This is a genomic window from Streptomyces sp. NPDC058665, from assembly GCF_042714995.1.
In the GTDB taxonomy this organism is placed as follows: domain Bacteria; phylum Actinomycetota; class Actinomycetes; order Streptomycetales; family Streptomycetaceae; genus Streptomyces.
Map to the genome: position 1 here is coordinate 15,013 of NZ_JBHXRX010000076.1, position 21,044 is coordinate 36,056.

The 21,044-nt window shown below is 71.7% G+C and carries 17 protein-coding genes; 7 read left to right on the forward strand and 10 right to left on the reverse strand.

The window, feature by feature from the left end:
* Window positions 1-67 precede the first annotated feature (67 nt).
* From ACFWV8_RS33185 to ACFWV8_RS33205, 5 genes are all read right to left on the reverse strand, one after another.
* Complete coding sequence (locus ACFWV8_RS33185; RefSeq protein ID WP_329388710.1) at window positions 68-691, reverse strand: GntR family transcriptional regulator; 624 nt, start codon at window positions 689-691, stop codon at window positions 68-70.
* 150 nt (window positions 692-841) lie between these two features.
* Window positions 842-2,635, reverse strand: coding sequence for a 2-oxoglutarate dehydrogenase, E2 component, dihydrolipoamide succinyltransferase (gene sucB, locus ACFWV8_RS33190; protein WP_384212912.1), 1,794 nt, complete (start codon window positions 2,633-2,635; stop codon window positions 842-844).
* Window positions 2,636-2,731: 96 nt separating this feature from the next.
* Window positions 2,732-4,120, reverse strand: coding sequence for a dihydrolipoyl dehydrogenase (lpdA, locus tag ACFWV8_RS33195; protein ID WP_329388714.1), 1,389 nt, complete (start codon window positions 4,118-4,120; stop codon window positions 2,732-2,734).
* A gap of 386 nt (window positions 4,121-4,506) precedes the next feature.
* Window positions 4,507-6,051 carry a leucyl aminopeptidase gene (locus ACFWV8_RS33200; RefSeq protein WP_384212915.1) on the reverse strand — a complete coding sequence of 515 codons (1,545 nt, stop codon included), beginning with the start codon at window positions 6,049-6,051 and terminating at the stop codon, window positions 4,507-4,509.
* Window positions 6,052-6,269: 218 nt separating this feature from the next.
* Window positions 6,270-7,067: an adenosylcobinamide-GDP ribazoletransferase gene (locus ACFWV8_RS33205; protein WP_384212918.1), complete on the reverse strand. Its 798-nt coding sequence runs from the start codon at window positions 7,065-7,067 to the stop codon at window positions 6,270-6,272.
* A 98-nt stretch (window positions 7,068-7,165) separates the two neighbouring features.
* On the opposite strand from ACFWV8_RS33205, the gene ACFWV8_RS33210 reads away from it, so the two are divergent.
* Window positions 7,166-7,942 (forward strand): hypothetical protein, encoded by a 777-nt coding sequence (locus ACFWV8_RS33210; RefSeq protein WP_384212921.1) that lies wholly within the window; start codon window positions 7,166-7,168, stop codon window positions 7,940-7,942.
* 57 nt (window positions 7,943-7,999) lie between these two features.
* Here ACFWV8_RS33210 and cobT read toward each other — a convergent pair whose 3' ends face one another.
* Together cobT and ACFWV8_RS33220 are read right to left on the reverse strand one after the other, a co-directional pair.
* Window positions 8,000-9,100, reverse strand: coding sequence for a nicotinate-nucleotide--dimethylbenzimidazole phosphoribosyltransferase (gene cobT, locus ACFWV8_RS33215; RefSeq protein WP_384212938.1), 1,101 nt, complete (start codon window positions 9,098-9,100; stop codon window positions 8,000-8,002).
* Between the two features lie 91 nt (window positions 9,101-9,191).
* Window positions 9,192-10,418, reverse strand: a complete 1,227-nt coding sequence (locus ACFWV8_RS33220) for a bifunctional adenosylcobinamide kinase/adenosylcobinamide-phosphate guanylyltransferase (protein WP_384212923.1) — start codon at window positions 10,416-10,418, stop codon at window positions 9,192-9,194.
* Window positions 10,419-10,511: 93 nt separating this feature from the next.
* On the opposite strand from ACFWV8_RS33220, the gene ACFWV8_RS33225 reads away from it, so the two are divergent.
* Window positions 10,512-10,739 carry a hypothetical protein gene (locus ACFWV8_RS33225; RefSeq protein ID WP_329388722.1) on the forward strand — a complete coding sequence of 76 codons (228 nt, stop codon included), beginning with the start codon at window positions 10,512-10,514 and terminating at the stop codon, window positions 10,737-10,739.
* A 109-nt stretch (window positions 10,740-10,848) separates the two neighbouring features.
* Here the strand turns inward: ACFWV8_RS33225 and ACFWV8_RS33230 are convergent, their stop codons facing one another.
* The 3 genes from ACFWV8_RS33230 to ACFWV8_RS33240 form a co-directional block, all read right to left on the reverse strand.
* A complete protein-coding gene (locus ACFWV8_RS33230; RefSeq protein WP_384212941.1) occupies window positions 10,849-12,531 on the reverse strand; it encodes an ABC transporter ATP-binding protein in 1,683 nt (560 codons plus the stop codon).
* Between the two features lie 309 nt (window positions 12,532-12,840).
* Complete coding sequence (locus tag ACFWV8_RS33235) at window positions 12,841-13,575, reverse strand: class I SAM-dependent methyltransferase (protein WP_384212944.1); 735 nt, start codon at window positions 13,573-13,575, stop codon at window positions 12,841-12,843.
* Between the two features lie 59 nt (window positions 13,576-13,634).
* Window positions 13,635-14,231 carry a DUF3043 domain-containing protein gene (locus ACFWV8_RS33240; RefSeq protein ID WP_329388725.1) on the reverse strand — a complete coding sequence of 199 codons (597 nt, stop codon included), beginning with the start codon at window positions 14,229-14,231 and terminating at the stop codon, window positions 13,635-13,637.
* A gap of 272 nt (window positions 14,232-14,503) precedes the next feature.
* Between ACFWV8_RS33240 and ACFWV8_RS33245 the strand changes: the two genes are divergently transcribed.
* From ACFWV8_RS33245 to ACFWV8_RS33265, 5 genes are all read left to right on the forward strand, one after another.
* Window positions 14,504-15,304 carry a PspA/IM30 family protein gene (locus ACFWV8_RS33245; protein WP_329388727.1) on the forward strand — a complete coding sequence of 267 codons (801 nt, stop codon included), beginning with the start codon at window positions 14,504-14,506 and terminating at the stop codon, window positions 15,302-15,304.
* Window positions 15,305-15,313: 9 nt separating this feature from the next.
* On the forward strand, window positions 15,314-15,595 hold the full coding sequence (locus ACFWV8_RS33250) for a hypothetical protein (protein WP_329388729.1): 282 nt from the start codon (window positions 15,314-15,316) through the stop codon (window positions 15,593-15,595).
* A 170-nt stretch (window positions 15,596-15,765) separates the two neighbouring features.
* The gene (locus ACFWV8_RS33255) at window positions 15,766-16,992 is read left to right on the forward strand and encodes a sensor histidine kinase (protein WP_384212929.1); all 1,227 of its coding nucleotides are present in this window, start codon (window positions 15,766-15,768) and stop codon (window positions 16,990-16,992) included.
* A complete protein-coding gene (locus ACFWV8_RS33260; RefSeq protein ID WP_384212932.1) occupies window positions 16,989-17,675 on the forward strand; it encodes a response regulator in 687 nt (228 codons plus the stop codon). Before ACFWV8_RS33255 ends, ACFWV8_RS33260 begins: the two co-directional genes overlap by 4 nt.
* Window positions 17,676-17,821: 146 nt before the next feature.
* The gene (locus tag ACFWV8_RS33265; RefSeq protein WP_384212935.1) at window positions 17,822-21,013 is read left to right on the forward strand and encodes an efflux RND transporter permease subunit; all 3,192 of its coding nucleotides are present in this window, start codon (window positions 17,822-17,824) and stop codon (window positions 21,011-21,013) included.
* Window positions 21,014-21,044 lie beyond the last annotated feature (31 nt).

Consider the following 21,044-nt stretch of genomic DNA (forward strand, 5'->3'; position numbering starts at 1 on the left):
TTGGCATCCAGTGTCCCAAGATGGGGCACCCGGTGACGTAGCGAAGCGGGGCGAACCGGGCGCCCGGTCAGGCGCGCGGCGCGCATCCGAGCACATGGTCCTTCACCAGCGCGCCGATGTGGGGATCGCGGCGGCGGAAGGCTTCGACCAGTTCCTGGTGCTCCTCGGCGTACGACTGCTGGACGGTACCCAGCCACCGGATCGACAGCGCCGTGAAGACCTCGATGCCGAGCCCCTCCCAGGTGTGCAGCAGCACGCTGTTCCCCGCGGCACGCACGAGCTCCCGGTGGAAGTCGACGGTGTGCCGCACCTGCGCCGTCCCGTCGGCCCGCCGGTCGGCCTCGTACAGCGCCGTCACATGCGGCTCCAGGGCGGTGGTGTCCTCCGCGAGCCGCTCGGCGGCCAGTTCGGCCGCGATCTGCTCCAGGCCGGCCCGCACGGGGTAGCTCTCCTCAAGATCGGCGGCGGTCAGATTCCGTACCCGCACGCCCTTGTTCGGCGCCGACTCGATCAGCCGCAGCGACTCCAGCTCGCGCAGCGCCTCACGTACGGGCGTCTGGCTGACCGCCAGCTCGGTCGCGATCCGCCGCTCGACGATCCGTTCACCCGGCTTCCAGCGTCCGCTGACGATGCCCTCCACGATGTGCTCGCGGATCTGCTCGCGCAGCGACTGGACGACGGGCGGGATCATGTCGGTGCTCCTTCGGGTGACCGACGCCGAGATTACCCCTCCCGGGGCGCTCCCCGATCGGTCATGGGGCGGTGCGTTCGACGCACGACGGCGCCCCCGACCGGATCTCTCCGGGCGGGGGCGCCGTCGTGTACGTCTGCCGGGCGGGGACTACAGGCCGAGCTCGACCTCGAACTCGCCCGCCTCCAGGATCGCCTTGACCGCGACCAGGTAACGGGCGGCGTCCGCGCCGTCCACCAGCCGGTGGTCGTAGGAGAGCACGACGTGGACCATGTCGCGCACCGCGATCGTCTCGCCGAGATCCGGGTGGTTGATGACCACCGGACGGCGGACCGTCGCGCCGATTCCCAGGATGGCGACCTGGTTCGGGGGCACGATGATCGTGTCGAACAGTGCCCCGCGCGAACCGGTGTTGCTGATGGTGAAGGTCGCGCCGGACAGCTCGTCCGGCGTGATCTTGCTACCGCGGACCTTGCCCGCCAGCTCGGCGGTCTTCTTGGCGATGCCGGCGAGGTTCAGATCGCCCGCGCCCTTGATGACCGGCGTCATCAGACCCTTCTCGGAGTCCACGGCGATGCCGATGTTCTCCGAGTCGAAGTACGTGATGGTGCCCTCGTCCTCGTTGATACGGGCGTTGACCACCGGGTACGCCTTCAGCGCCTGGGCCGCGGCCTTGACGAAGAACGGCATCGGGGACAGCTTGACGCCCTCGCGGGCGGCGAAGGAGTCCTTGGCCTGCGCGCGCAGCCTCATCAGCTTCGTGATGTCGACCTCGACGACCGACGTCAACTGAGCCTGGCCGTGCAGCGCCTTCATCATGTTCTCGCCGATGACCTTGCGCATGCGCGGCATCTTGACCGTCTGGCCACGCAGCGGGGAGACCTCCAGCTTGGGGGCCTTCGACGCGGCGGGGGCAGGGGCGGCCACGGGAGCCGCGGCGCGGGCGGCGGCCTTGGCGGCCTCCGCGGCGGCGACGACGTCCTGCTTACGGATACGGCCACCGACGCCGGTGCCCTTGACCGAGGCCAGGTCGACCCCGTTCTCGGCGGCGAGCTTGCGAACCAGCGGCGTCACATACGCGCCGTCGTCGACGGGAGCCGCGGCGGGGACGGAAGGAGCGGCCGTGGCGGCGGGCGCCGCGGGTGCCGGCGGGGCGGGAGCGGCGGCCGGTGCGGGCGCCGCGACCGGAGCCGCGGGGGCGGGCGCGGGCGCCGGGGCCTCCTGCTTCGGTGCGGGTGCGGGAGCAGCCGGCGCGGGAGCCGGAGCCGCGGCAGGAGCCGCCGGAGCCGGTGCGGGGGCAGCCGCCGGAGCGGCACCCTCGGCGCCGATCACGGCCAGCTTCGCGCCGACCTCGGCGGTCTCGTCCTCGCCGACCGTGATCTCCAGCAGCACACCGGAGACCGGGGCGGGAATCTCGGTGTCGACCTTGTCCGTGGAGACCTCAAGCAGGGGCTCGTCGGCCTCGACCGCCTCGCCGACCTCCTTGAGCCAGCGGGTGACGGTGCCCTCGGTGACGCTCTCGCCGAGCGCAGGGAGCGTGACGTCGGTGCCCGCGGCGGCACCGGCCGGCGCGGCGGGAGCCGGCGCGGGCGCCGGAGCCTCGGGCGCCGCAGGGGCCTGCTGGACGGGGGCGGGAGCCGGCGCGGGAGCCGGCTCGGCCGGAGCCGCGGCCTGCTGCGGCGCCGCCGGGGCGGCACCGCCGTCCGAACCGTCGTCGATGACGGCCAGCTCGGCGCCGACCTCGACCGTCTCGTCCTCGGCGACCTTGATCGACGCGAGGACCCCGGCGGCGGGCGCCGGGATCTCGGTGTCGACCTTGTCCGTGGAGACCTCGAGCAACGGCTCGTCGGCCTCCACGCGTTCGCCCTCGGCCTTCAGCCAGCGGGTGACAGTGCCCTCGGTGACGCTCTCGCCGAGCGCCGGCAGGGTTACGGAAACCGCCATGGTCTCACTTGCTCCTAACGGTGGGATCTCCCCAGCCGGCGCCGAGCGCCGCGCGAGGGGAAGTGCGGTAAAGGTCGTCGCGCCCGGACTGACGCATCAGTCGTGGGAGTGGAGCGGCTTGCCGGCCAGGGCCAGGTGGGCCTCGCCGAGGGCTTCGTTCTGCGTCGGGTGCGCGTGGATGAGCTGCGCGACCTCGGCCGGCAGAGCCTCCCAGTTGTAGATCAGCTGTGCTTCGCCGACCTGCTCGCCCATCCGGTCACCGACCATGTGGACGCCGACGACGGCACCGTCCTTGACCTGGACGAGCTTGATCTCGCCCGCGGTCTTCAGGATCTTGCTCCTGCCGTTGCCCGCCAGGTTGTACTTCAGAGCGACGACCTTGTCCGCACCGTAGATCTCCTTGGCCTTGGCCTCGGTGATACCGACGGAGGCGACCTCGGGGTGGCAGTACGTCACCCGGGGCACGCCGTCGTAGTCGACGGGGACGGTCTGCAGGCCCGCCAGCCGCTCCGCGACGAGGATGCCCTCGGCGAAGCCGACGTGCGCGAGCTGGAGCGTCGGGGCGAGGTCACCGACGGCCGAGATCGTCTCCACGTTCGTCCGCATGTACTCGTCCACGAGCACGAAGCCGCGGTCCATCGCGACACCCTGCTCCTCGTAGCCGAGGCCCTGCGAGACCGGGCCGCGGCCGATCGCGACCAGCAGCACCTCCGCCTCGAAGGTCTTGCCGTCGGCCAGCGTGACGCGCACACCGTCCTGCGTGTACTCGGCCTTGTCGAAGAAGGTGCCGAGGTTGAACTTGATGCCGCGCTTGCGGAAGGCGCGCTCCAGGAGCTTGGAGCTGTTCTCGTCCTCGACCGGCACGAGGTGCTTGAGGCCCTCGATGACGGTGACGTCCGTACCGAAGGACTTCCACGCCGAGGCGAACTCGACGCCGATGACGCCGCCGCCCAGGACGATCGCGGACTGCGGGACGCGGTCCAGCTTCAGCGCGTGGTCGGAGGAGATGATCCGCTGCCCGTCGATCTCCAGGCCGGGCAGCGACCTCGGTACGGAGCCGGTGGCGAGCAGGACATGACGGCCCTGGACCCGGCGCCCGTCGACGTCGACGGAGGTCGGCGACGAGAGCCGGCCCTCGCCCTCGATGTAGGTCACCTTGCGGGAGGCGATCAGGCCCTGAAGGCCCTTGTAGAGGCCGGAGACGACCTCGTCCTTGTACTTGTGGACCCCCGCGATGTCGATGCCGTCGAAGGTGGCCTTGACACCGAACTGGTCGGCCTCGCGCGCCTGGTCGGCGATCTCGCCGGCGTGCAGCAGGGCCTTCGTAGGGATGCAGCCGTTGTGCAGGCAGGTGCCGCCGAGCTTGTTCTTCTCGATCAGGGCGACGTCCAGGCCCAGCTGCGCTCCGCGCAGCGCCGCGGCGTAACCGCCGCTACCGCCGCCGAGGATCACTAGGTCGAAAACGGTGCTGGCGTCGTTCGCCACGTCACGTCCTCCATGCATGTGCGCCGGGCGCGGTCGATGACCGGGCGGCGGCTGGTGTTCGGCCGCTGTTTCGTCGGCCCTGTGGTCGGGGCCCTGTCCTGCCGAGAACCCATCTTCGCACTTGTCGGAGGGCGGCGGGACGCGGGGCCGGGGTCTGAGACGGCCGGCCGGCCGTCAACAGGGGTTACTGACTCGTACGGGTGCTCTTGCGGATGCCCGTACACACGCCGTACGTGTGTCGCACACATACCGACGCGTCCTCAGTACGGATGCCGCGATCGAAACGGGCCCGCCCCGCTGCCCCAGCACTCAACTGGAACCAGCGGGGCGGATCACGCATTCCCTTGGGCGGCCGGGGCCGGCCGCGGGTCGGCGGCGGTCCTCGATCAGCCCAGGTCGCCCGCGGCGGTGCGCTCGGCGAGCTTCACGAGCGTGCGGATCGACGAGCCCGTGCCGCCCTTGGGCGTGTAGCCGTACGGGGCGCCTTCGTGGAAGGCCGGGCCTGCGATGTCCAGGTGCGCCCAGGTGATGCCCTCGCCCACGAACTCCTTGAGGAACAGTCCGGCGACCAGGCCGCCGCCCATGCGCTCGCCCATGTTCGCGATGTCGGCGGTGGGGGAGTCCATGCCCTTGCGCAGTTCGGTCGGCAGCGGCATCGGCCAGGACGCCTCGCCGACCTCCTCGGCGATCTCGTGCACGGAGGTACGGAACGCCTCGTCGTTCGACATGATGCCGAACGTCCGGCTGCCCAGCGCCACGACCATGGCGCCGGTCAGCGTCGCCACGTCGACGATCGCGTCGGGCTTCTCCTCGGAGGCGCGGGTGATCGCGTCCGCGAGGACGAGCCGGCCCTCGGCGTCGGTGTTCAGGACCTCGACGGTCTTGCCGCTGTACATACGCAGGACGTCGCCGGGGCGCGTCGCGGTGCCCGACGGCATGTTCTCGGCCAGCGCCAGCCAGCCGGTCACGTTGACCTGGAGGCCGAGGCGGGCGGCCGAGACGATGGCGGCGAGGACGGCCGCGGCGCCGCTCATGTCGCACTTCATCGTCTCGTTGTGGCCCGGCGGCTTGAGCGAGATGCCGCCCGAGTCGTAGGTGATGCCCTTGCCGACCAGGGCGATCGTCTTCTTCGCCTTGGCGTGCGTGTACTCCAGGCGTACGAGGCGCGGGCCGTGCTCCGAGCCCTGGCCGACGCCGAGGAGGCCGCCGTAGCCGCCCTTGACGAGCGCCTTCTCGTCGGTGACCTGGACCTTGACGCCGTGCTCCTTGCCGGCCGCGGTGGCGATGGCGGCGAAGGTCTCCGGATACAGGTCGTTCGGCGGGGTGTTGATCAGGTCGCGGGCACGGTTGATCTCCTCGGTCAGGGAGATCGCGCGCTCGACGGCCGCCTTGTGCGCCTTGTCGCGGGGCTTGCCGCCGAGCAGCGCGACCTCGCCGAGCGGCTGCTTCACACCGCCGTCGCCCTTGTCGCCGGCGGACTTGGCGGTCTTCTCGGCGCCGCGGTACGCGGTGAAGGCGTACGCGCCGAGCAGCGCGCCCTCCGCGACGGCCGCGAGGTCATCGGCGGCCTCGACGGGCAGCGCGAACGCGGCCTTCTTGGCGCCGGAGAGCGTACGGGCGGCGACACCGGCGGCCCGGCGGAGGGTCTCGGCGCCGTACGCCTCGTCCTTCTTCGGGGCCGTGCCGAGGCCGACCGCGATGACGATCGGGACCTTGAAGCCGGACGGTGCCGGGAGCTTGGTCGCCTCGCCCTCGGCACCGGTGGCGCCGAGGGACTCCAGGACGGAGGCGAGCTTGCCGTCGTACGCCTTGTCCACGGCCTCGGCGCCAGGCGCGACGGCCGGGCCCTTGGCTCCCTTGGCGACGCCGACGACGATCGCGTCGGCGCGCAATGTCGCCGCGCCGGCTGTGCTGAGAGTGAGAGCAGTCACGGTGGTGAAATCTCGCTTCCATAGAAGTTCATTCGGCGGAAGCCGGTCGTTCGTGGGGCCGGCCGTGCCCACCGCATCGTAATTCGGCCCGCGGAGCACATCGGACGAGCCTACGCGCGGTGTTCACGCCGAGTCGCGGCGGCGGCCGGGACCGGCCGCCGCGTGCGGTTGCTGACGCACCGTCAGGAACCTTGGCGCGGGCCCCGGTCGACGGTTCGTCACCCCAAGGTCAGGACGATCAAAGTCGCGGTGGCCGCCGTCTCGGCGAGGCCGCCGAAGACATCCCCGGTGACACCGCCGAAGCGGCGCACACAGTGGGCGAGCAGCGCCTGGGCGGCGCCGAGACCGGCCGCGAGGGCCAGGGCGTGGTGCAGGGCGCCGTACGCCCCGAACAGGCCGCCGCAGGCCCCAGCGGCGAGCGCCGTCACGATCAGCGACGCCAGTGCCGCGGCCCGCGCGGGCACACAGCCGGCGACGGCGGCGCCCAGTCCGTCGGGTCGCGCGGCCGGTACGCCCGTACGCGCGGCCAGGGTGAGCGCGAGCCGCGCGGTGACGGCCGCGAGGGCGGCGGCGACGGCGCCGTACGCCCAGCCCTCGTCGTACAGCTCCGTCAGCGCGGCCACCTGCGCCAGCAGGACGAGCAGCAGGGTGATCACGCCGAATGGGCCGATGTCCGACTGCTTCATGATCCGCAGCGCGTCCTCGGCCGGTTTCGCGCTGCCGAGTCCGTCGGCGGTGTCGGCGAGACCGTCGAGATGCAGGCCCCGCGTGAGCGCGGCGGGGACGGCGGTGGTGGCCACGGCGGCGAGCAGCGGCCCGGAGCCCGCCAGGAGCAGTACGCCGCCCACGGCGGCGGCGCACAGGCCCACGGCAAGACCGGCCAGCGGCGCCGCGAGCATCCCGGCACGGGCGGCGTCGCGGTCCCAGCGGGTGACCTGGACCGGGAGCGCGGTGAGCGTGCCGAAGGCGAACCGTATGCCGTCGGCGGGCGTGTGCGTCGAACGTGGGGCGCTCATCGCGCGAAGGGTAGCCGGGGCGGGCGGGCGGTCCGGCGGGCGCGTAGAGGATAAGTTGCCCATAGGCGAGCAAAAGGGTCGGAGTGGAGGCGGATGGCATGGGTTCCTGGTTCCACCAGAACTTCGTCGAGCCGGGCAAGATCCCGATGCTGCTCGTGCTGGCCTCCTTCGTACTGACCTTTCTGATCACGCGGATGATCACCCGTCTGATCCGGGCGGGGAAGGGGCCGTTCCGCAACCTCGGGTCGGGCGGGACGCACATTCACCATGTGGTGCCCGGTGTGGTGTTCATGGTGATCGGCGGCTTCGGCGCGGTCGGCAGCGCGAGATCCGGAGTCGGGGCGGCGGTGTGCGCCGTGATCTTCGGCATCGGCGCCGGTCTGGTCCTCGACGAGTTCGCGCTGATCCTGCATCTGGACGACGTGTACTGGACCGAGCAGGGCCGGCAGAGCGTGGAGGTCGTGGTCCTCGCCGCGGCGCTGGCCCTGCTCGTCCTGAGCGGCTTCTCGCCCCTCGGCGTCGACTCGCTGTCGGCGGAGGAACGCCAGGACCGGACGACGCTGGCGCTGACTCTCGGTTCCAGCTTCGTCTTCGTACTGATCACGCTGTCCAAGGGGAAGCTGTGGATGGCGCTCGTGGGCACGCTGGTGCCCCCGGTGGCGATCGTCGGCGCGCTGAGACTGGCCCGGCCGTGCTCGGTCTGGGCCCGCCGCTTCTACCGGCGCCGCCACCGGGCGCGCGCCCGGATGACACTGCGCGAGTACCGCCGCGTCCGCCGCTGGTCGGCGCCGCGCCGCCGCGTCCAGGACTGGATCGGCGGCGCGCCGGACGACGAACTGGAGCGCCGGGCCGAGGCGGCGGACCCGCCGCGCTGAGGTGCCCGCGGCGAGCGGCTCCGGCTGTGCTCGCCAGTGCCTGACCAACCGGTCCCGTTACGTCACGTCCTCGATGCCCGCGTTCTCCGCCGCCGCCTCTGACTCCGACTCCGGTTCAGGCTCCCGCCGTTCCGGGAGTTCCGCCCCCAGTGCCGCCGCCGCCTGCACCAGCGGGAGCGCCAGCAGCGCGCCCGTCCCCTCGCCCACGACCACCCCGTGGTCGAGCAGCGGATCGATCGCCATCCGGTCCAGCGCCTTCGCCTGCGCCGGCTCCCCGCTCACCTGGCCCGCCAGCCACCAGTCCGGCGCCCGGAACGCCGCCCGCTGGCCGACCAGCGCGCACGCAGCCGAGACGACGCCGTCCAGAATCACAGGCATCCGCCGCACCGCGCTCTGCAGCAGGAACCCGGTCGTCGCCGCCAGATCCGCGCCGCCCACCGTCGCCAGCAGCTCAAGCTGGTCCCCGAGCACCGGCCGTGCCCTGCGCAGGGAGTCCCTGATCGCCGCGCACTTGCGCATCCACGCCAGGTCGTCGATCCCCGCGCCGCCGCGCCCCGTCACCACGGACGCGTCCGTGCCGCACAGCGCCGCGATCAGGGCGGCGGCCGGAGTCGTACCGCCGACGCTCAGATCGCCGAGTACGACCAGGTCCGTGCCGGAGTCGGCCTCCTCGTCGGCGATCGCCATGCCGAGCCGTACGGCCTGCTCGGCCTCCTCGATCGTCAGCGCGTCCTCGACGTCGATACGCCCGCTGCCGCGCCGTACCCGGTGGCGTACAACCTCTGTAGGAAGCAGCTCCGGATCGCAGTCGAGACCGGCGTCCACGATCCGTACCGGCACCCCCGCGCGGCGCGCGAGCACGGCCACGGGGCTCTCGCCCTCCAGCACCGCGCGGACCAGCAGATGCGCGCTGCCCGCGGGGCGCGCCGAGACATTGAGCGCGGCGACCCCGTGGTCACCGGCGAAGAGCACCACACGCGGCTGCCGGATGGCGGTGACGGGTACGGCGGCCTGGGCGGCCGACAGCCACTCGGCCAGTTCGTCGAGCCGGCCCAGCGCACCGGGCGGGACGGACAGCCGCTCGCGGCGTTCCTCGGCGTCACGCCGCAGACCGCCGTCGGGGCGCTCGATCAGATCGGAGAAGTCGTCGAGATTCAGCGAGCTCATTCGCCGAACAGTACCGGCAGCACAAGGCGCCCCGGCAAAGCCCCGTCTCCCTCACGACGCCCCCGTACAGGCCCGCCCGCCCTCACCCGCGCAGGATCAGCGCCTGCCCCGCCACGACCAGCAGGAGGTGCTCGCACTCCGCCCCCACGGCCGCGTTCAGCCGCCCCAGTTCGTCCCTGAAGCGCCTGCCCGACGCCGTCGCCGGTACGACGCCGGAGCCGACCTCGTTGGTCACCAGGACCACCGTGCGCCGCGTCGCGCGCACCGCGCCGACCAGTTCGTCCGTCCGCCCGCGCAGCGCCTCCTCGCCGCCCCCCGTCCACGCCGCGTCGTCCCAGGCGCCCACCCGGTCCATCGCGTCCGTCAGCCACAGCGACAGACAGTCGATCAGCATCGGCGGGCCATCGCCCGTGAGCAGCGGTACGAGGTCGCACGTCTCGGCGGTGCGCCAGGACCCCGGCCGGCGGTCGCGGTGCGCTGTGACCCTGGCCCGCCACTCGGGGTCGCCCTCACGGGCCCCGCCCGTCGCGACGTACAGCACGCCGGGGAAGGCGGCCAGCCGCCGCTCGGCCTCGAAGGACTTGCCGGAGCGCGCACCGCCCGTCACGAGGGTGCGGCGCGGCAGTTCGGGTACGTCGTGGTACTCGCCGACCGTCAGTGTCGTCCCGTCCGGCACCGCCCGCGCGCCCACCGCCGCGAGCCTCCGCTCCAACTCGGCGCCGGGCGGCACCTCGTGGCCGATGTGGACGGCGATGACGTCGGTGCCAGGCCCCACCGCCCCGGCGGCGCGCAGCCGGGCCAGGGCGTCGGGGCGGCCGGTCACATCGGCGAGGAGCATGTCGTACGGGGCGGGCCCGCCGGCATCCCCGTCGCCGTCGCCGGAGGCCGGGAGCCCCGCCGGTGCGCCGCCCGGCGGCAGATACAGCAGCCGCTCGCCGCCGGGGGCCGTCACCTCGTACCCCGTACCGGGGGAGTCCATCGGCACGGCCCGCACCCGGTGCCCGCTGATCAGCGTCAGCACCCGTCCGTCGGCGACCCGTCCGGCCGTCGGCAGCCCGGCGGGCAGTTCGACGGCCGGTCCCTCGTGCGGGTGCGTGAGCAGCACCTGCCGTACGCCGGCCAGCGAGTGCCCCGCCCGCGCGGCGGCCAGCGCCGCACCCGGGGTGAGGTCGAGCAGCACCGCCCCGTCCACGAGCAGCGCGGTCGCCGCCCGCGCGAGGGGGCCGCGGGCGGTCGCGCAGGACGCGCAGGAGCAGCGGGCGCGGGGGAGGCCGTCGGGTGCTCCGGTGCCGAGCAGAGTCAGTTCCACGCGGATGATCCTCCCGTGTCACCGCGCTGGGTGCGCGCCCGGCTACGCTGCGGGCAGCAAGCAGATCATTTTCGCGGGCCCCGGGAGGCGGACATGGCGTGGACGTGGCGGTTCGAGAAGACCGACGGGACGGAGGTCCCGCCGGCCGTGGAGCCGGAGGAGTTCACCACGCAGGGCGACGCCGAGTCCTGGGTCGGTGAGGCCTGGAAGGAGCTGCTGGAGGGCGGCGCCGACCAGGTGACGCTCTTCGAGGACGGCACCAAGATCTACGGGCCGATGAGCCTTCAGGCCGATCCGGAGAGCGCGCCCGACGAGAGCTGACGGCGGGCACGTCCTCGCGCGCCCGGCCACCCGCCCGGCGCCCGGGGACGTACCTCTCTCCTGACCGGAGCTTCAAGACCGGAGCAAGTCTCCCTAAGAGGAGGCGCGTTCAGCGGGCCGACGCCAGGAACTGCGTCGCGGCCAGCTCTCCGTACAGAGGATCCTCCCGGACCAGCTCCTCGTGCGTACCCACCGCCCGCACCTTCCCCGCGTCCATCACCACGATCCGGTCCGCCAGCGTGACCGTCGACAGCCGGTGCGCCACCACCAGTACCGTCACGTCCCTGGCGACCTCGGCGACCACGTCCCGCAGCGCCATCTCGTTGACCGCGTCCAACTGCGACGTCGCCTCGTCGAGCAGCAGCAGCCGGGGCCCGCGCAGCAGCGCGCGGGCGATCGCCACCCGCTGCCGCTCACCGCCGGACAGCTTGGACCCGCGGTGGCCGACGAGCGTCTCAAGACCGTCGGGCAACTGCTCAACCAGCTTCTCCAGTTTGGTCCGTACGAGGACGTCCCTGATCCGCTCGTCGGTGGCGGCGGGCGCGGCGAAGACCAGATTCTCCCGGAGCGTGCCCGCGAGCACGGGCGCGTCCTGCTCGACGTAACCGATGGCCGCCCGCAACTCGCCCAGCGGCCAGTCCCGTACGTCCCTGCCGTCGATCAGGACCCGGCCGCCCGTCGCGTCGTAGAACCGCTCGATCAGACCGAACACGGTCGTCTTGCCCGCGCCCGAGGGGCCGACGAAGGCCGTCATCCCGGCGCCCGGCACCTCGAAGGAGACGCCGTGATGGACGAGCGGCAGCCCGTCGCGGTAGCGGAAGGTGACATCGTCGAAGACCACGGAGGCCGCGGGTGAACGACCGTCCGCCGCCGCCTCCTTGGGAGGTTCGATCTGCTCCGTCTCCAGCCGCTCCGCCTCGATGAGCCGCGCGACGGCCGCCGTGCCGACCTGGTACTGCGACGCGGCCTCGACCAGTCGCGACACCGGGTCGATCAGATAGAAGAGGAAGAGCAGGAACGCGATCAGCGTCGAGATCGAGATGGCGCCCGACGCGACCCGCGCCCCGCCGATGCCGAGCACGGCCAGGAACGACACCTGGATGGCGAGACCGATCGACGACGAGGCGAGCGACTGCCACTTCGCGGATCTGAGGCCGTGCCGCCAGGCGTCCCGTGCGGCGCTCTCCACGACCGCGGCCTCCCGCTCCTCGGCGCCCGACGCCTTCAGGGTGCGGAAGGCGCCGAAGGCGCGCTCCAGGACGGTGGAGATCTGGCCGACCGCCTCCTGCGAACGCCGGGTGGCCTCGGCGATCTTCGGCAGGACGAGCGCGAAGGCGCCGCCGATCAGCACGATCACCCCGAGCGTGACCCCGAGCAGCACCGGGTCCATGAACCCCATCAGCACGATCGTCGCGACGAACGTGAGCCCGCCGGTCGCGGCCGACACGATCGACTGCGTGGTCACGGCGCGCAGCAGCGTGGTGTCCGAGGTGACGCGGGACATCAGATCGCCCGGCTGGGTCCGCTCGACCTCCGGCAGCCGCAGCCGCAGCAGCCTCCCTATGAGGTCGCGTCGCGCCGAGAGGACGACGGACTCGGCGGTCCGCTCCAGGATGTAGGCGCCGACCGACTCGATGGCCGTGCCGAGCACCACCAGACCGGTGAGCAGCAGCAGGACCCCGGTGATCGAACCGTCCTCACCCAGCCGGTCCACCAGCGCCTTGGCCGCGAGCGGCTGCGCCAGCCCCGTGGCGGCCCCGACGAGGGCGAACAGCGCGCCGAGCGCGACCATCCACCGGTGCGGCCGGAAGTGCCCGTACAGCGCGCGCCAGGTCTCCCCGGCGGACAGCTTCGGCGTCTTCTCCGCCCCGTCGGCCCCCGTCGCGCCGTTGGGCCCGGATTTCGTGTCGCTTCCGGCGCTTCTGTCGCGCCCGTCGCCGTCGCCGTCGCCGTCGTCCGGCGTCCGGACCGTCTCGGTCGTCCCCGTGATGCTCACATTCGTACGGACGCAGACAGGCCCCGTGCGCCTGACAGGCTCCCGCTCGCGGCCCTCCGCGCTGCCCCCGTCACCGGAGCCGTCATCCGAGTCGTCCCCGCCCCGTCATCCGCGTACGCCGCACAGATGCAGCAGCGCCGCGACCCCTCGGTACGGCTCCGTACGCCCCGCCCGGTCCTCCGCGGCCAGCAGCAGCTCCAGTTCCGCCGCCGCGGGGAGCTCCGCCTCGCTGGATATGTTGTCGGAGAAGACGAGCACTCCGTACCAGGTGTGCAGCGGCGCCGCGATCCCGGCGAGCGTCGCCGTCAGCGCCGACAGCCGGTCCGCGCGGACCCGCACGCCCAGCCTGTTCGTGTACGTGGGGGAGTCGAAGGCGTCCAGCGCCCCCGCCCAGTCCCCGGCGACGCCCGGCCGCAGGGCGAGCGCGTCCGCGTTCCGTACGAGGAGAGAGAGCAGCCCTCCGGGCGCCAGCATCCTGGCCAGCCCCGCGAGCATGGCGTCGGGCTCCTCGACGTACATCAGCACGCCGTGACAGAGCACCACGTCGAAACCGCCCGGCAGGAAGTGCACCCCGGTCTGGAGCCCGTCGCCCTCGACCAGCGTGACCCGCTCACGGATCCCGGCGGGTTCGGCTTCGAGCGAATCGCGCGCCGATGCCATCATGCCGGGATCGGACTCCAGCCCGGTCACGGTGTGCCCGGCACGCGCCAGCCGGAGCGCCTGCGTGCCCCGGCCCATACCGACGTCCAGGACCCGCAGCCGCTGCCCGACCGGGTAGCGGGAGGCCAGCTGTTCGTCGAGCTGCCGGGAGACCAGCTCCTGGCGGACGATGTCCCGCAGCCCGCCGAGGCCCGCCGGCCCGCCGGCCGAGCCCCCCGTGCAGCCGGATGCCCCAGTGCTCAGGGCCGGTCCCCGCGCTTGACCTGCGGCTTGGGCAGACGCAGCCGGCGCATCTGGAGCGTGCGCATCAGGGCGTAGGCGATGGCGCCGCGCCTGGGCTCGTTCGGGAAGCGCTCCGCGAGCTGCTTCTTCAGCCGGATCCAGATGCCGATGGAGTCGACGATGATCAGCACGATGATGCCCAGCCAGAGCAGCAGCGCGATGTTCTGAAGCTGACCGACGCGGACCATGCTCAGTACGAGGATGATCACCGCGAGCGGCAGGAAGAACTCCGCCATACAGAAGCGCGCGTCCACGTAGTCGCGGACGAAGCGGCGCACCGGGCCCTTGTCACGGGCCGGCAGATAACGCTCGTCACCGCTGGCCAGCGCCTCGCGCTGCTTCGCCAGATCGATCCGGCGGGCCTCGCGCTGTCTCTTCATCGCCGACTTGCGGTCGGTCGGCGTCGTCGAGGCACGGCGGCGCTGCGTCTGGGCCTCACTGCGCTTCGGCGTCGGTCGGCCCTTCGGGGCCTGCGGGTCTCTGGTCTGCGTGGAGAGGTCCGCCGTCACCTTGCCGGTGGGCGCCTTCTCGTCCTTGGAGCGGCTACGGAACACAAAGCCCAAGGGTACGGGGTGTTGCGCGGGCGACCCACCCCCGAGGGGAACGATCCGGCAACGGCGGACGTCTGTACTGGTGCAGAGGGGACTTAGCGCCCACTGCCCCCGAAGGTCACCTACTCCCTGCGCCGGAGCGATATGGGGGCCAGTCGTCCTTGGGGATGAGCCCATCCGTGCCCGAACAGTGCGGTAATAGAGGCAGGGCCCGTACTGTGGGTTCTGTTGGAGTGCTGGATCCGGAGTCCGTCAGAAGGGGGCGCGCGAAGCCCATGAGCGGTGTGATGAAACGTATGGGGATGATCTTCCGCGCGAAGGCCAACAAGGCCCTGGACAGGGCTGAGGATCCGCGCGAGACCCTTGACTACTCGTACCAGAAGCAGCTCGAACTGCTTCAGAAGGTACGGCGCGGTGTCGCCGATGTGGCCACGTCGCGCAAGCGGCTGGAACTGCAGCTGAACCAGCTCCAGGGCCAGTCCACCAAGCTGGAGGACCAGGGCCGCAAGGCGCTGGCGCTCGGCCGTGAGGACCTGGCGCGGGAGGCGCTGTCCCGTCGTGCCGCCCTCCAGCAGCAGGTAAGCGATCTGGAGACGCAGCACACCACGCTGCAGGGCGAGGAGGAGAAGCTCACTCTCGCGGCCCAGCGTCTCCAGGCCAAGGTCGACGCCTTCCGTACGAAGAAGGAGACCATCAAGGCCACGTACACGGCCGCGCAGGCGCAGACCCGCATCGGGGAGGCCTTCTCGGGCATCTCCGAGGAGATGGGCGACGTCGGCATGGCCATCCAGCGTGCCGAGGACAAGACCGCGCAGCTCCAGGCGCGGGCCGGGGCCATCGACGAGCTGCTGGCGTCGGGCGCCCTGGACGACCACTCGGGGCTGGCGAAGGACGACATCGCCGCCGAGCTGGACCGGATCTCCGGTGGTACGGATGTAGAGCTGGAGCTCCAGCGGATGAAGGCCGAGCTGGCGGGCGGTCCGTCGTCGCAGCAGCAGGCCATCGAGGGCGGCAAGGGCGACCAGCAGGACAGCTCCCAGCCCTCGCAGAGTCCGAACAAATTCGACAAGAGCTAAGGGCGCGTCATGATCGTACGGATCATGGGAGAGGGCCAGGTGGAGCTCGCGGACAGCCACCTGGCCGAACTGGACAAGCTCGACGACGACCTTCTCGCGGAGATCGACGCGGACGACGGTGACGGTTTCCGCCGCACCTTCCACGCGCTTCTCGACAAGGTGCGTGAGCTGGGCGAGCCGGTTCCCGACGACTCCCTGGAGCCGTCGGGGCTGATTCTGCCCGCCCCGGGCGCCACGATCGAAGAAGTACGCGCGCTTCTCAGCGACGACGGTCTGATCCCCTCTCCCTGACCCTTCCGGCCGCCCCGCACCCCACGCTCCAGCACTCCCGATGCCCCGTGCCCCACGGCACGGGGCATCGTGCTGTGGGACGGCGGTTCGCCCCGGGAACGGGCGCCGGGCCGGGGCCGCCGGTGAACGGATATCACCCGTTCGGCCCTGCACGCCGTACCGTTCCGGTTGTGACCTCACTCGGAACCGGATTCGACCGCGTAAGGAGCTGGCTGCGCGCCCACCCGCTCGCGTTCGACGCCGCGCTGGCCGCGGCCGTGCTGGTGTGCATGATGGCGGGCGCGTTCGCCGACCCGCGCCCCCGGCACGACGCGCTCCCCTCGTTCGGCCAGGAGGCCCCCGGGCTCCGCAGTGTGGTCCTGATGGCCCTCGGGGCCGGCGCACTCGTCTTCCGGCGCCGTAACCCCCTGCCCGTGCTGGTCTTCACGGGAGCGGTGAGCGTCGCCGAGCTGCTGGCCAACGACGCGGTGTCGCCGGCCGCGATGAGCGCCGTCGTCGCCCTCTACACCGTCGCCTCGCGCACCGACCGGCACACCACCTGGCGCGTCGGCCTGGCCACCATGGCCACACTGACGGTCGCCGCGATGGTCTCCGGACCCACCCCCTGGTACACGCAGGAAAACCTCGGCATCTTCGCCTGGACCGGGATGGCCGGTGCCGCCGGCGATGCCGTACGCAGCCGTCGCGCCTTCGTCCACGCCATACGCGAGCGCGCGGAACGGGCGGAACGCACCCGTGAGGAGGAGGCGCGCCGCCGCGTCGCCGAGGAGCGGCTGCGCATCGCCCGCGATCTGCACGACGTCGTCGCCCACCACATCGCGCTGGTCAACGTCCAGGCGGGCGTCGCGTCGCACGTCATGGACAAGCGCCCCGACCAGGCCAAGGAGGCGCTCGCGCACGTACGGGAGGCCAGCCGGTCCGCGCTCAACGAACTGCGCGCCACCGTCGGCCTGCTCCGTCAGTCCGGCGATCCCGCCGCCCCCACCGAACCGGCCCCCGGCCTCGCGCTGCTCGACGAACTCGTCGGCACCTTCCGGCACGCGGGCCTGCCCGTCGAGGTGGCCCGCGGCGACGTGGGCGCCCGTCTGCCCGCGGCCGTCGACCTCGCGGCGTACCGCATCATCCAGGAGGCGCTGACCAACGTCCGCAAGCACGCGGGTCCGGGCGCCAGGGCCGAGGTGAGCGTCGTACGGGTCGGCCCGACCGTCGAGGTCACCGTCCTGGACGACGGCACGGGCACCGGCGAGCCCGCCGACGGCAGCGGCCACGGCCTCCTCGGGATGCGCGAACGCGTCACCGCGCTGGGCGGCACCCTCACAGCGGCCCCCCGCCACGGCGGCGGCTTCCGTACGCAGGCGATACTGCCGGTCAAGGCCCGCACGGGGGAGGACACATGACGATCAGGGTGCTGCTCGCCGACGACCAGACACTGCTGCGCAGCGCGTTCCGGGTGCTGGTGGACTCGGAGGCGGACATGAAGGTCGTGGGGGAGGCCGCCGACGGGGCCGAGGCCGTGGCACTGGCCCGTTCCGAGAAGGCCGACGTCGTCCTGATGGACATCCGGATGCCCGGTACGGACGGGCTCGCGGCCACCCGCATGATCAGCGCCGATCCTGAGCTGGACGGGGTCAGGGTGGTCATGCTGACGACCTTCGAGGTCGACGAGTACGTGGTGCAGTCGCTGCGGGCCGGTGCCGCCGGCTTCCTCGGCAAGGGCGCCGAACCCGAGGAACTCCTCAACGCCATCCGTGTCGCGGCGGCCGGTGAGGCGCTGCTGTCGCCCGTCGCGACGAAGGGGCTCATCGCCACCTTCCTGGCCCAGGGCGGCAGCGCCGGCGAGGGACCCGACTCCGCCGCGTACTCCAAGCGGCTCGCGGCCCTGACGGTGCGCGAGCGTGAAGTGCTCGTCCTTGTCGCGGGCGGCCACTCGAACGACGAGATCGCGGAGCGTCTGGTCGTCAGTCCGCTCACCGTCAAGACCCATGTCAACAGGGCCATGGCGAAACTGGGGGCACGTGACCGTGCCCAATTGGTGGTAATCGCTTACGAATCGGGCCTGGTACGTCCAAGGGTGGAGTAGGTCCCGGGGGTCACTACTCCAGGCGCGGTATGCGGCGCGTAAGGAAATGGACCTGGGGTTCGACGGAACGGCCCTGCCGGATGGCAGATCGTATAGACGGGCCCCTGCGCCCTTCTGCACGCGTACACCACGGAAGAGAGACCCCAATGTCCTGGCTGTCGAGATTCAGCCTCGCGCAACGGGCCCTCATAGGGCTGATATCGATCATCGCGCTCGTCTTCGGGGCGATCGCCATCCCCCAGCTGAAGCAGCAGCTGCTGCCCTCCATCGAGCTTCCGATGGTCTCGGTTCTCGCCCCCTACCAGGGCGCTTCGCCCGACGTGGTCGAGAAGCAGGTCATCGAGCCGATCGAGGCCTCACTCGAATCCGTCGACGGCATCACCGGCGTCACCTCCACGGCGAGCGAGGGCAGCGCCGTGATCATGGCCAGCTTCGACTTCGGTGGTGACGGTTCGCAGCAGTTGGTCGCCGACATCCAGCAGGCCGTGAACCGGGCAGGGCCCCAGCTTCCCGATGACGTCGACCCGCAGGTCATCGCCGGCTCGACGGACGACATCCCCACCGTCGTCCTCGCCGCCACCTCCCAAGAGGACCAGCAGGCGCTCGCCGACCGGCTGGAGCGCACGGTCGTTCCGGCCCTTGAGGACATCGACGGTGTCGGTCAGGTCTCCGTCGACGGTGTCAGGGACCTCCAGGTCTCCGTCACCCCCGACGAGAAGAAGCTCGCGTCCGCGGGCCTCAACACCCTGGCGCTCTCCGAGGCGCTGAAGGCGGGCGGCGCGACCGTCCCCGCGGGATCGTTCTCCGAGGACGGCAAGAGCCGCACCGTCCAGGTCGGAGGCGGCTTCACCTCCCTGGAGCAGATCGAGGACCTGCGGGTCGGCGGTCCGCAGCCCGGCGCCCCCGAGGGCGGGCAGGCCGCGAAGCCCGTACGCCTCGGTGACATCGCCACGGTCGAGCAGGAGCCGTCCGAGGCGACGTCCCTGACCCGTACGAACGGTGAGCCCAGCCTCGCCGTGATGGCCACCATGGACAACGACGGCAGCGCCGTCACCATCTCGGACGCCGTCAAGGACAAGCTGCCGGACCTGCGCAAGGACCTCGGCGCCGGCGCCGACCTGACCGTGGTCAGCGACCAGGGTCCGGCCGTCTCCAAGTCGATCTCCGGCCTGACCACCGAGGGCGCGCTCGGTCTGGTCTTCGCCATCCTGGTCATTCTGGTCTTCCTGGCCTCGATCCGCTCGACCCTGGTCACCGCGGTCTCCATCCCGCTCTCGGTCGTCCTCGCGCTGATCGTGCTGTGGACCCGCGACCTGTCGCTCAACATGCTCACCCTCGGCGCGCTCACCATCGCGATCGGACGCGTCGTCGACGACTCGATCGTGGTGCTGGAGAACATCAAGCGGCACCTGGGCTATGGCGAGGAGCGCGAGTTCGCGATCACCTCGGCGGTCAAGGAGGTCGCGGGCGCGGTCACCGCGTCGACGCTCACCACGGTCGCGGTGTTCCTGCCGATCGGCCTCGTGGGCGGCATGGTGGGCGAGCTGTTCGGCTCGTTCTCGCTGACGATCACGGCGGCCCTGCTGGCGTCGCTGCTCGTCTCGCTGACCGTCGTACCGGTGCTCTCGTACTGGTTCCTGCGCGCCCCGAAGGCCGTACGGGGCATGGACCCCGCCGAGGCCCGCCGGATCGCGGAGGAGAAGGAGTCCAACAGCCATATGCAGCGGGCGTACGTCAGGGTCCTCGGCTTCGCGACCCGGCGCCGGATCACGAGCGTCGTCCTGGCGTTCGTCGTCCTGCTCGTCACCCTCGGCATGGCACCGCTGCTCAAGACCAACTTCTTCGACCAGGGCGAGCAGGAAGTGCTCACCGTCAAGCAGGAGTTGGCTCCGGGCACCAGCCTGGAGGCGGCCGACACCGCGGCGAAGAAGGTCGAGAAGACCCTCGAAGGCATCGACGAGATCAAGGAGTACCAGGTCACCGTCGGCTCCTCCGGCTTCATGGCGGCGTTCGGCGGCGGTACGGGTGCCAACCAGGCGTCCTACCAGATCACCCTGAAGGACTCGGGGACGTACGACGAGACCAGCGACACCATCGAGGACGCCCTCGGCAAGCTCGACGGCATCGGTGACACGACCATCACGGCCGGCGACGGCTTCGGCGCCCAGGACCTGAGCGTCGTCGTCAAGGCGCCCGACGCGAAGATCCTGGCGACGGCCGCCGAGCAGGTACGCGAGGAGGTCGCCGGCATCGACGACGTCACCGACGTCCAGAGCGACCTGGCGCAGAGCATCCCGCGTATCTCGGTCAAGGCCAAGCCCGCCGCCGCCGAGGCCGGGTTCACCGACGCCTCGCTCGGCATGGCCGTCGGCCAGGCCGTGCGCGGTACGCCGTCCGGCAAGGCCATCCTCGGTGACACCGAGCGCGACGTGTACGTCACCTCCGCCGAGCCGGCCAAGACGCTCGCCGAACTGAAGGAGCTGCCGCTCGGCGGTGTGAAGCTCGGCCAGATCGCCGACGTCAAGCTGGCGCCGGGTCCGCTGTCCAAGACCCGGATCGACGGCGCCACGGCCGCGACGATCACCGCCAAGCCCGAGGGTGACAACACCGGCGCGATCGGCACCACGCTCCAGTCGAAGATCGACGCGCTCGACCTGCCGGAGGGGGCGACCGCCTCCATCGGCGGTGTGTCCGAGGACCAGGACGAGGCGTTCCTCCAGCTGGGGCTCGCCATGCTGGCGGCCGTCGCGATCGTGTTCATGCTGCTGGTCGGCACGTTCAAGTCGCTGGTCCAGCCGATGATCCTGCTGGTCTCCATCCCGTTCGCGGCGACCGGCGCGATCGGTCTGCTGCTTCTTACCGGTACGCCGCTGGGTGTGCCGGCGATGATCGGCATGCTGATGCTGATCGGCATCGTGGTGACCAACGCGATCGTGCTCATCGACCTGATCAACCAGTACAGGGCGCAGGGGCTCGGTGTGGTCGAGGCGGTCGTCGAGGGCGGCAGGCACCGGCTGCGGCCCATCCTGATGACCGCTCTGGCCACGATCTTCGCGCTCCTTCCGATGGCGATGGGGATCACCGGCGAGGGTGGCTTCATCGGCCAGCCGCTGGCCGTGGTGGTGATCGGCGGTCTGCTGTCGTCGACGCTGCTGACGCTGCTGCTGGTGCCGACGCTCTACACGATGGTCGAGCTCCGCAAGGAGCGCCGCGCGGGCAAGAAGGCGGCCAAGCGCGCCCGTAAGTCGGGCGGCGGCAGTGCCGACGGTGGCGGGAGCGACGGAGGCGGCGTGCCGCCGCACTCCGACGCGTCGCCGGCCCAGCCGGTCAATGTCTGACCGGGGTCGTCAGCAGTAACCGGGTAAGGGG

Coding starts and splice junctions, on each gene's coding strand:
- ACFWV8_RS33210 (WP_384212921.1), top strand. CDS start 7,166: ATGGGTTCCTGGTTCCACCAGAACTTCGTCGAGCCGGGCAAGATCCCG.
- ACFWV8_RS33185 (WP_329388710.1), bottom strand. CDS start 691: ATGATCCCGCCCGTCGTCCAGTCGCTGCGCGAGCAGATCCGCGAGCAC.
- ACFWV8_RS33250 (WP_329388729.1), top strand. CDS start 15,314: ATGATCGTACGGATCATGGGAGAGGGCCAGGTGGAGCTCGCGGACAGC.
- ACFWV8_RS33245 (WP_329388727.1), top strand. CDS start 14,504: ATGAGCGGTGTGATGAAACGTATGGGGATGATCTTCCGCGCGAAGGCC.
- ACFWV8_RS33265 (WP_384212935.1), top strand. CDS start 17,822: ATGTCCTGGCTGTCGAGATTCAGCCTCGCGCAACGGGCCCTCATAGGG.
- ACFWV8_RS33225 (WP_329388722.1), top strand. CDS start 10,512: ATGGCGTGGACGTGGCGGTTCGAGAAGACCGACGGGACGGAGGTCCCG.
- ACFWV8_RS33230 (WP_384212941.1), bottom strand. CDS start 12,531: ATGGTCGCGCTCGGCGCGCTGTTCGCCCTCGTCGGGGCCGCCACGGGG.
- ACFWV8_RS33205 (WP_384212918.1), bottom strand. CDS start 7,067: ATGAGCGCCCCACGTTCGACGCACACGCCCGCCGACGGCATACGGTTC.
- sucB (WP_384212912.1), bottom strand. CDS start 2,635: ATGGCGGTTTCCGTAACCCTGCCGGCGCTCGGCGAGAGCGTCACCGAG.
- ACFWV8_RS33260 (WP_384212932.1), top strand. CDS start 16,989: ATGACGATCAGGGTGCTGCTCGCCGACGACCAGACACTGCTGCGCAGC.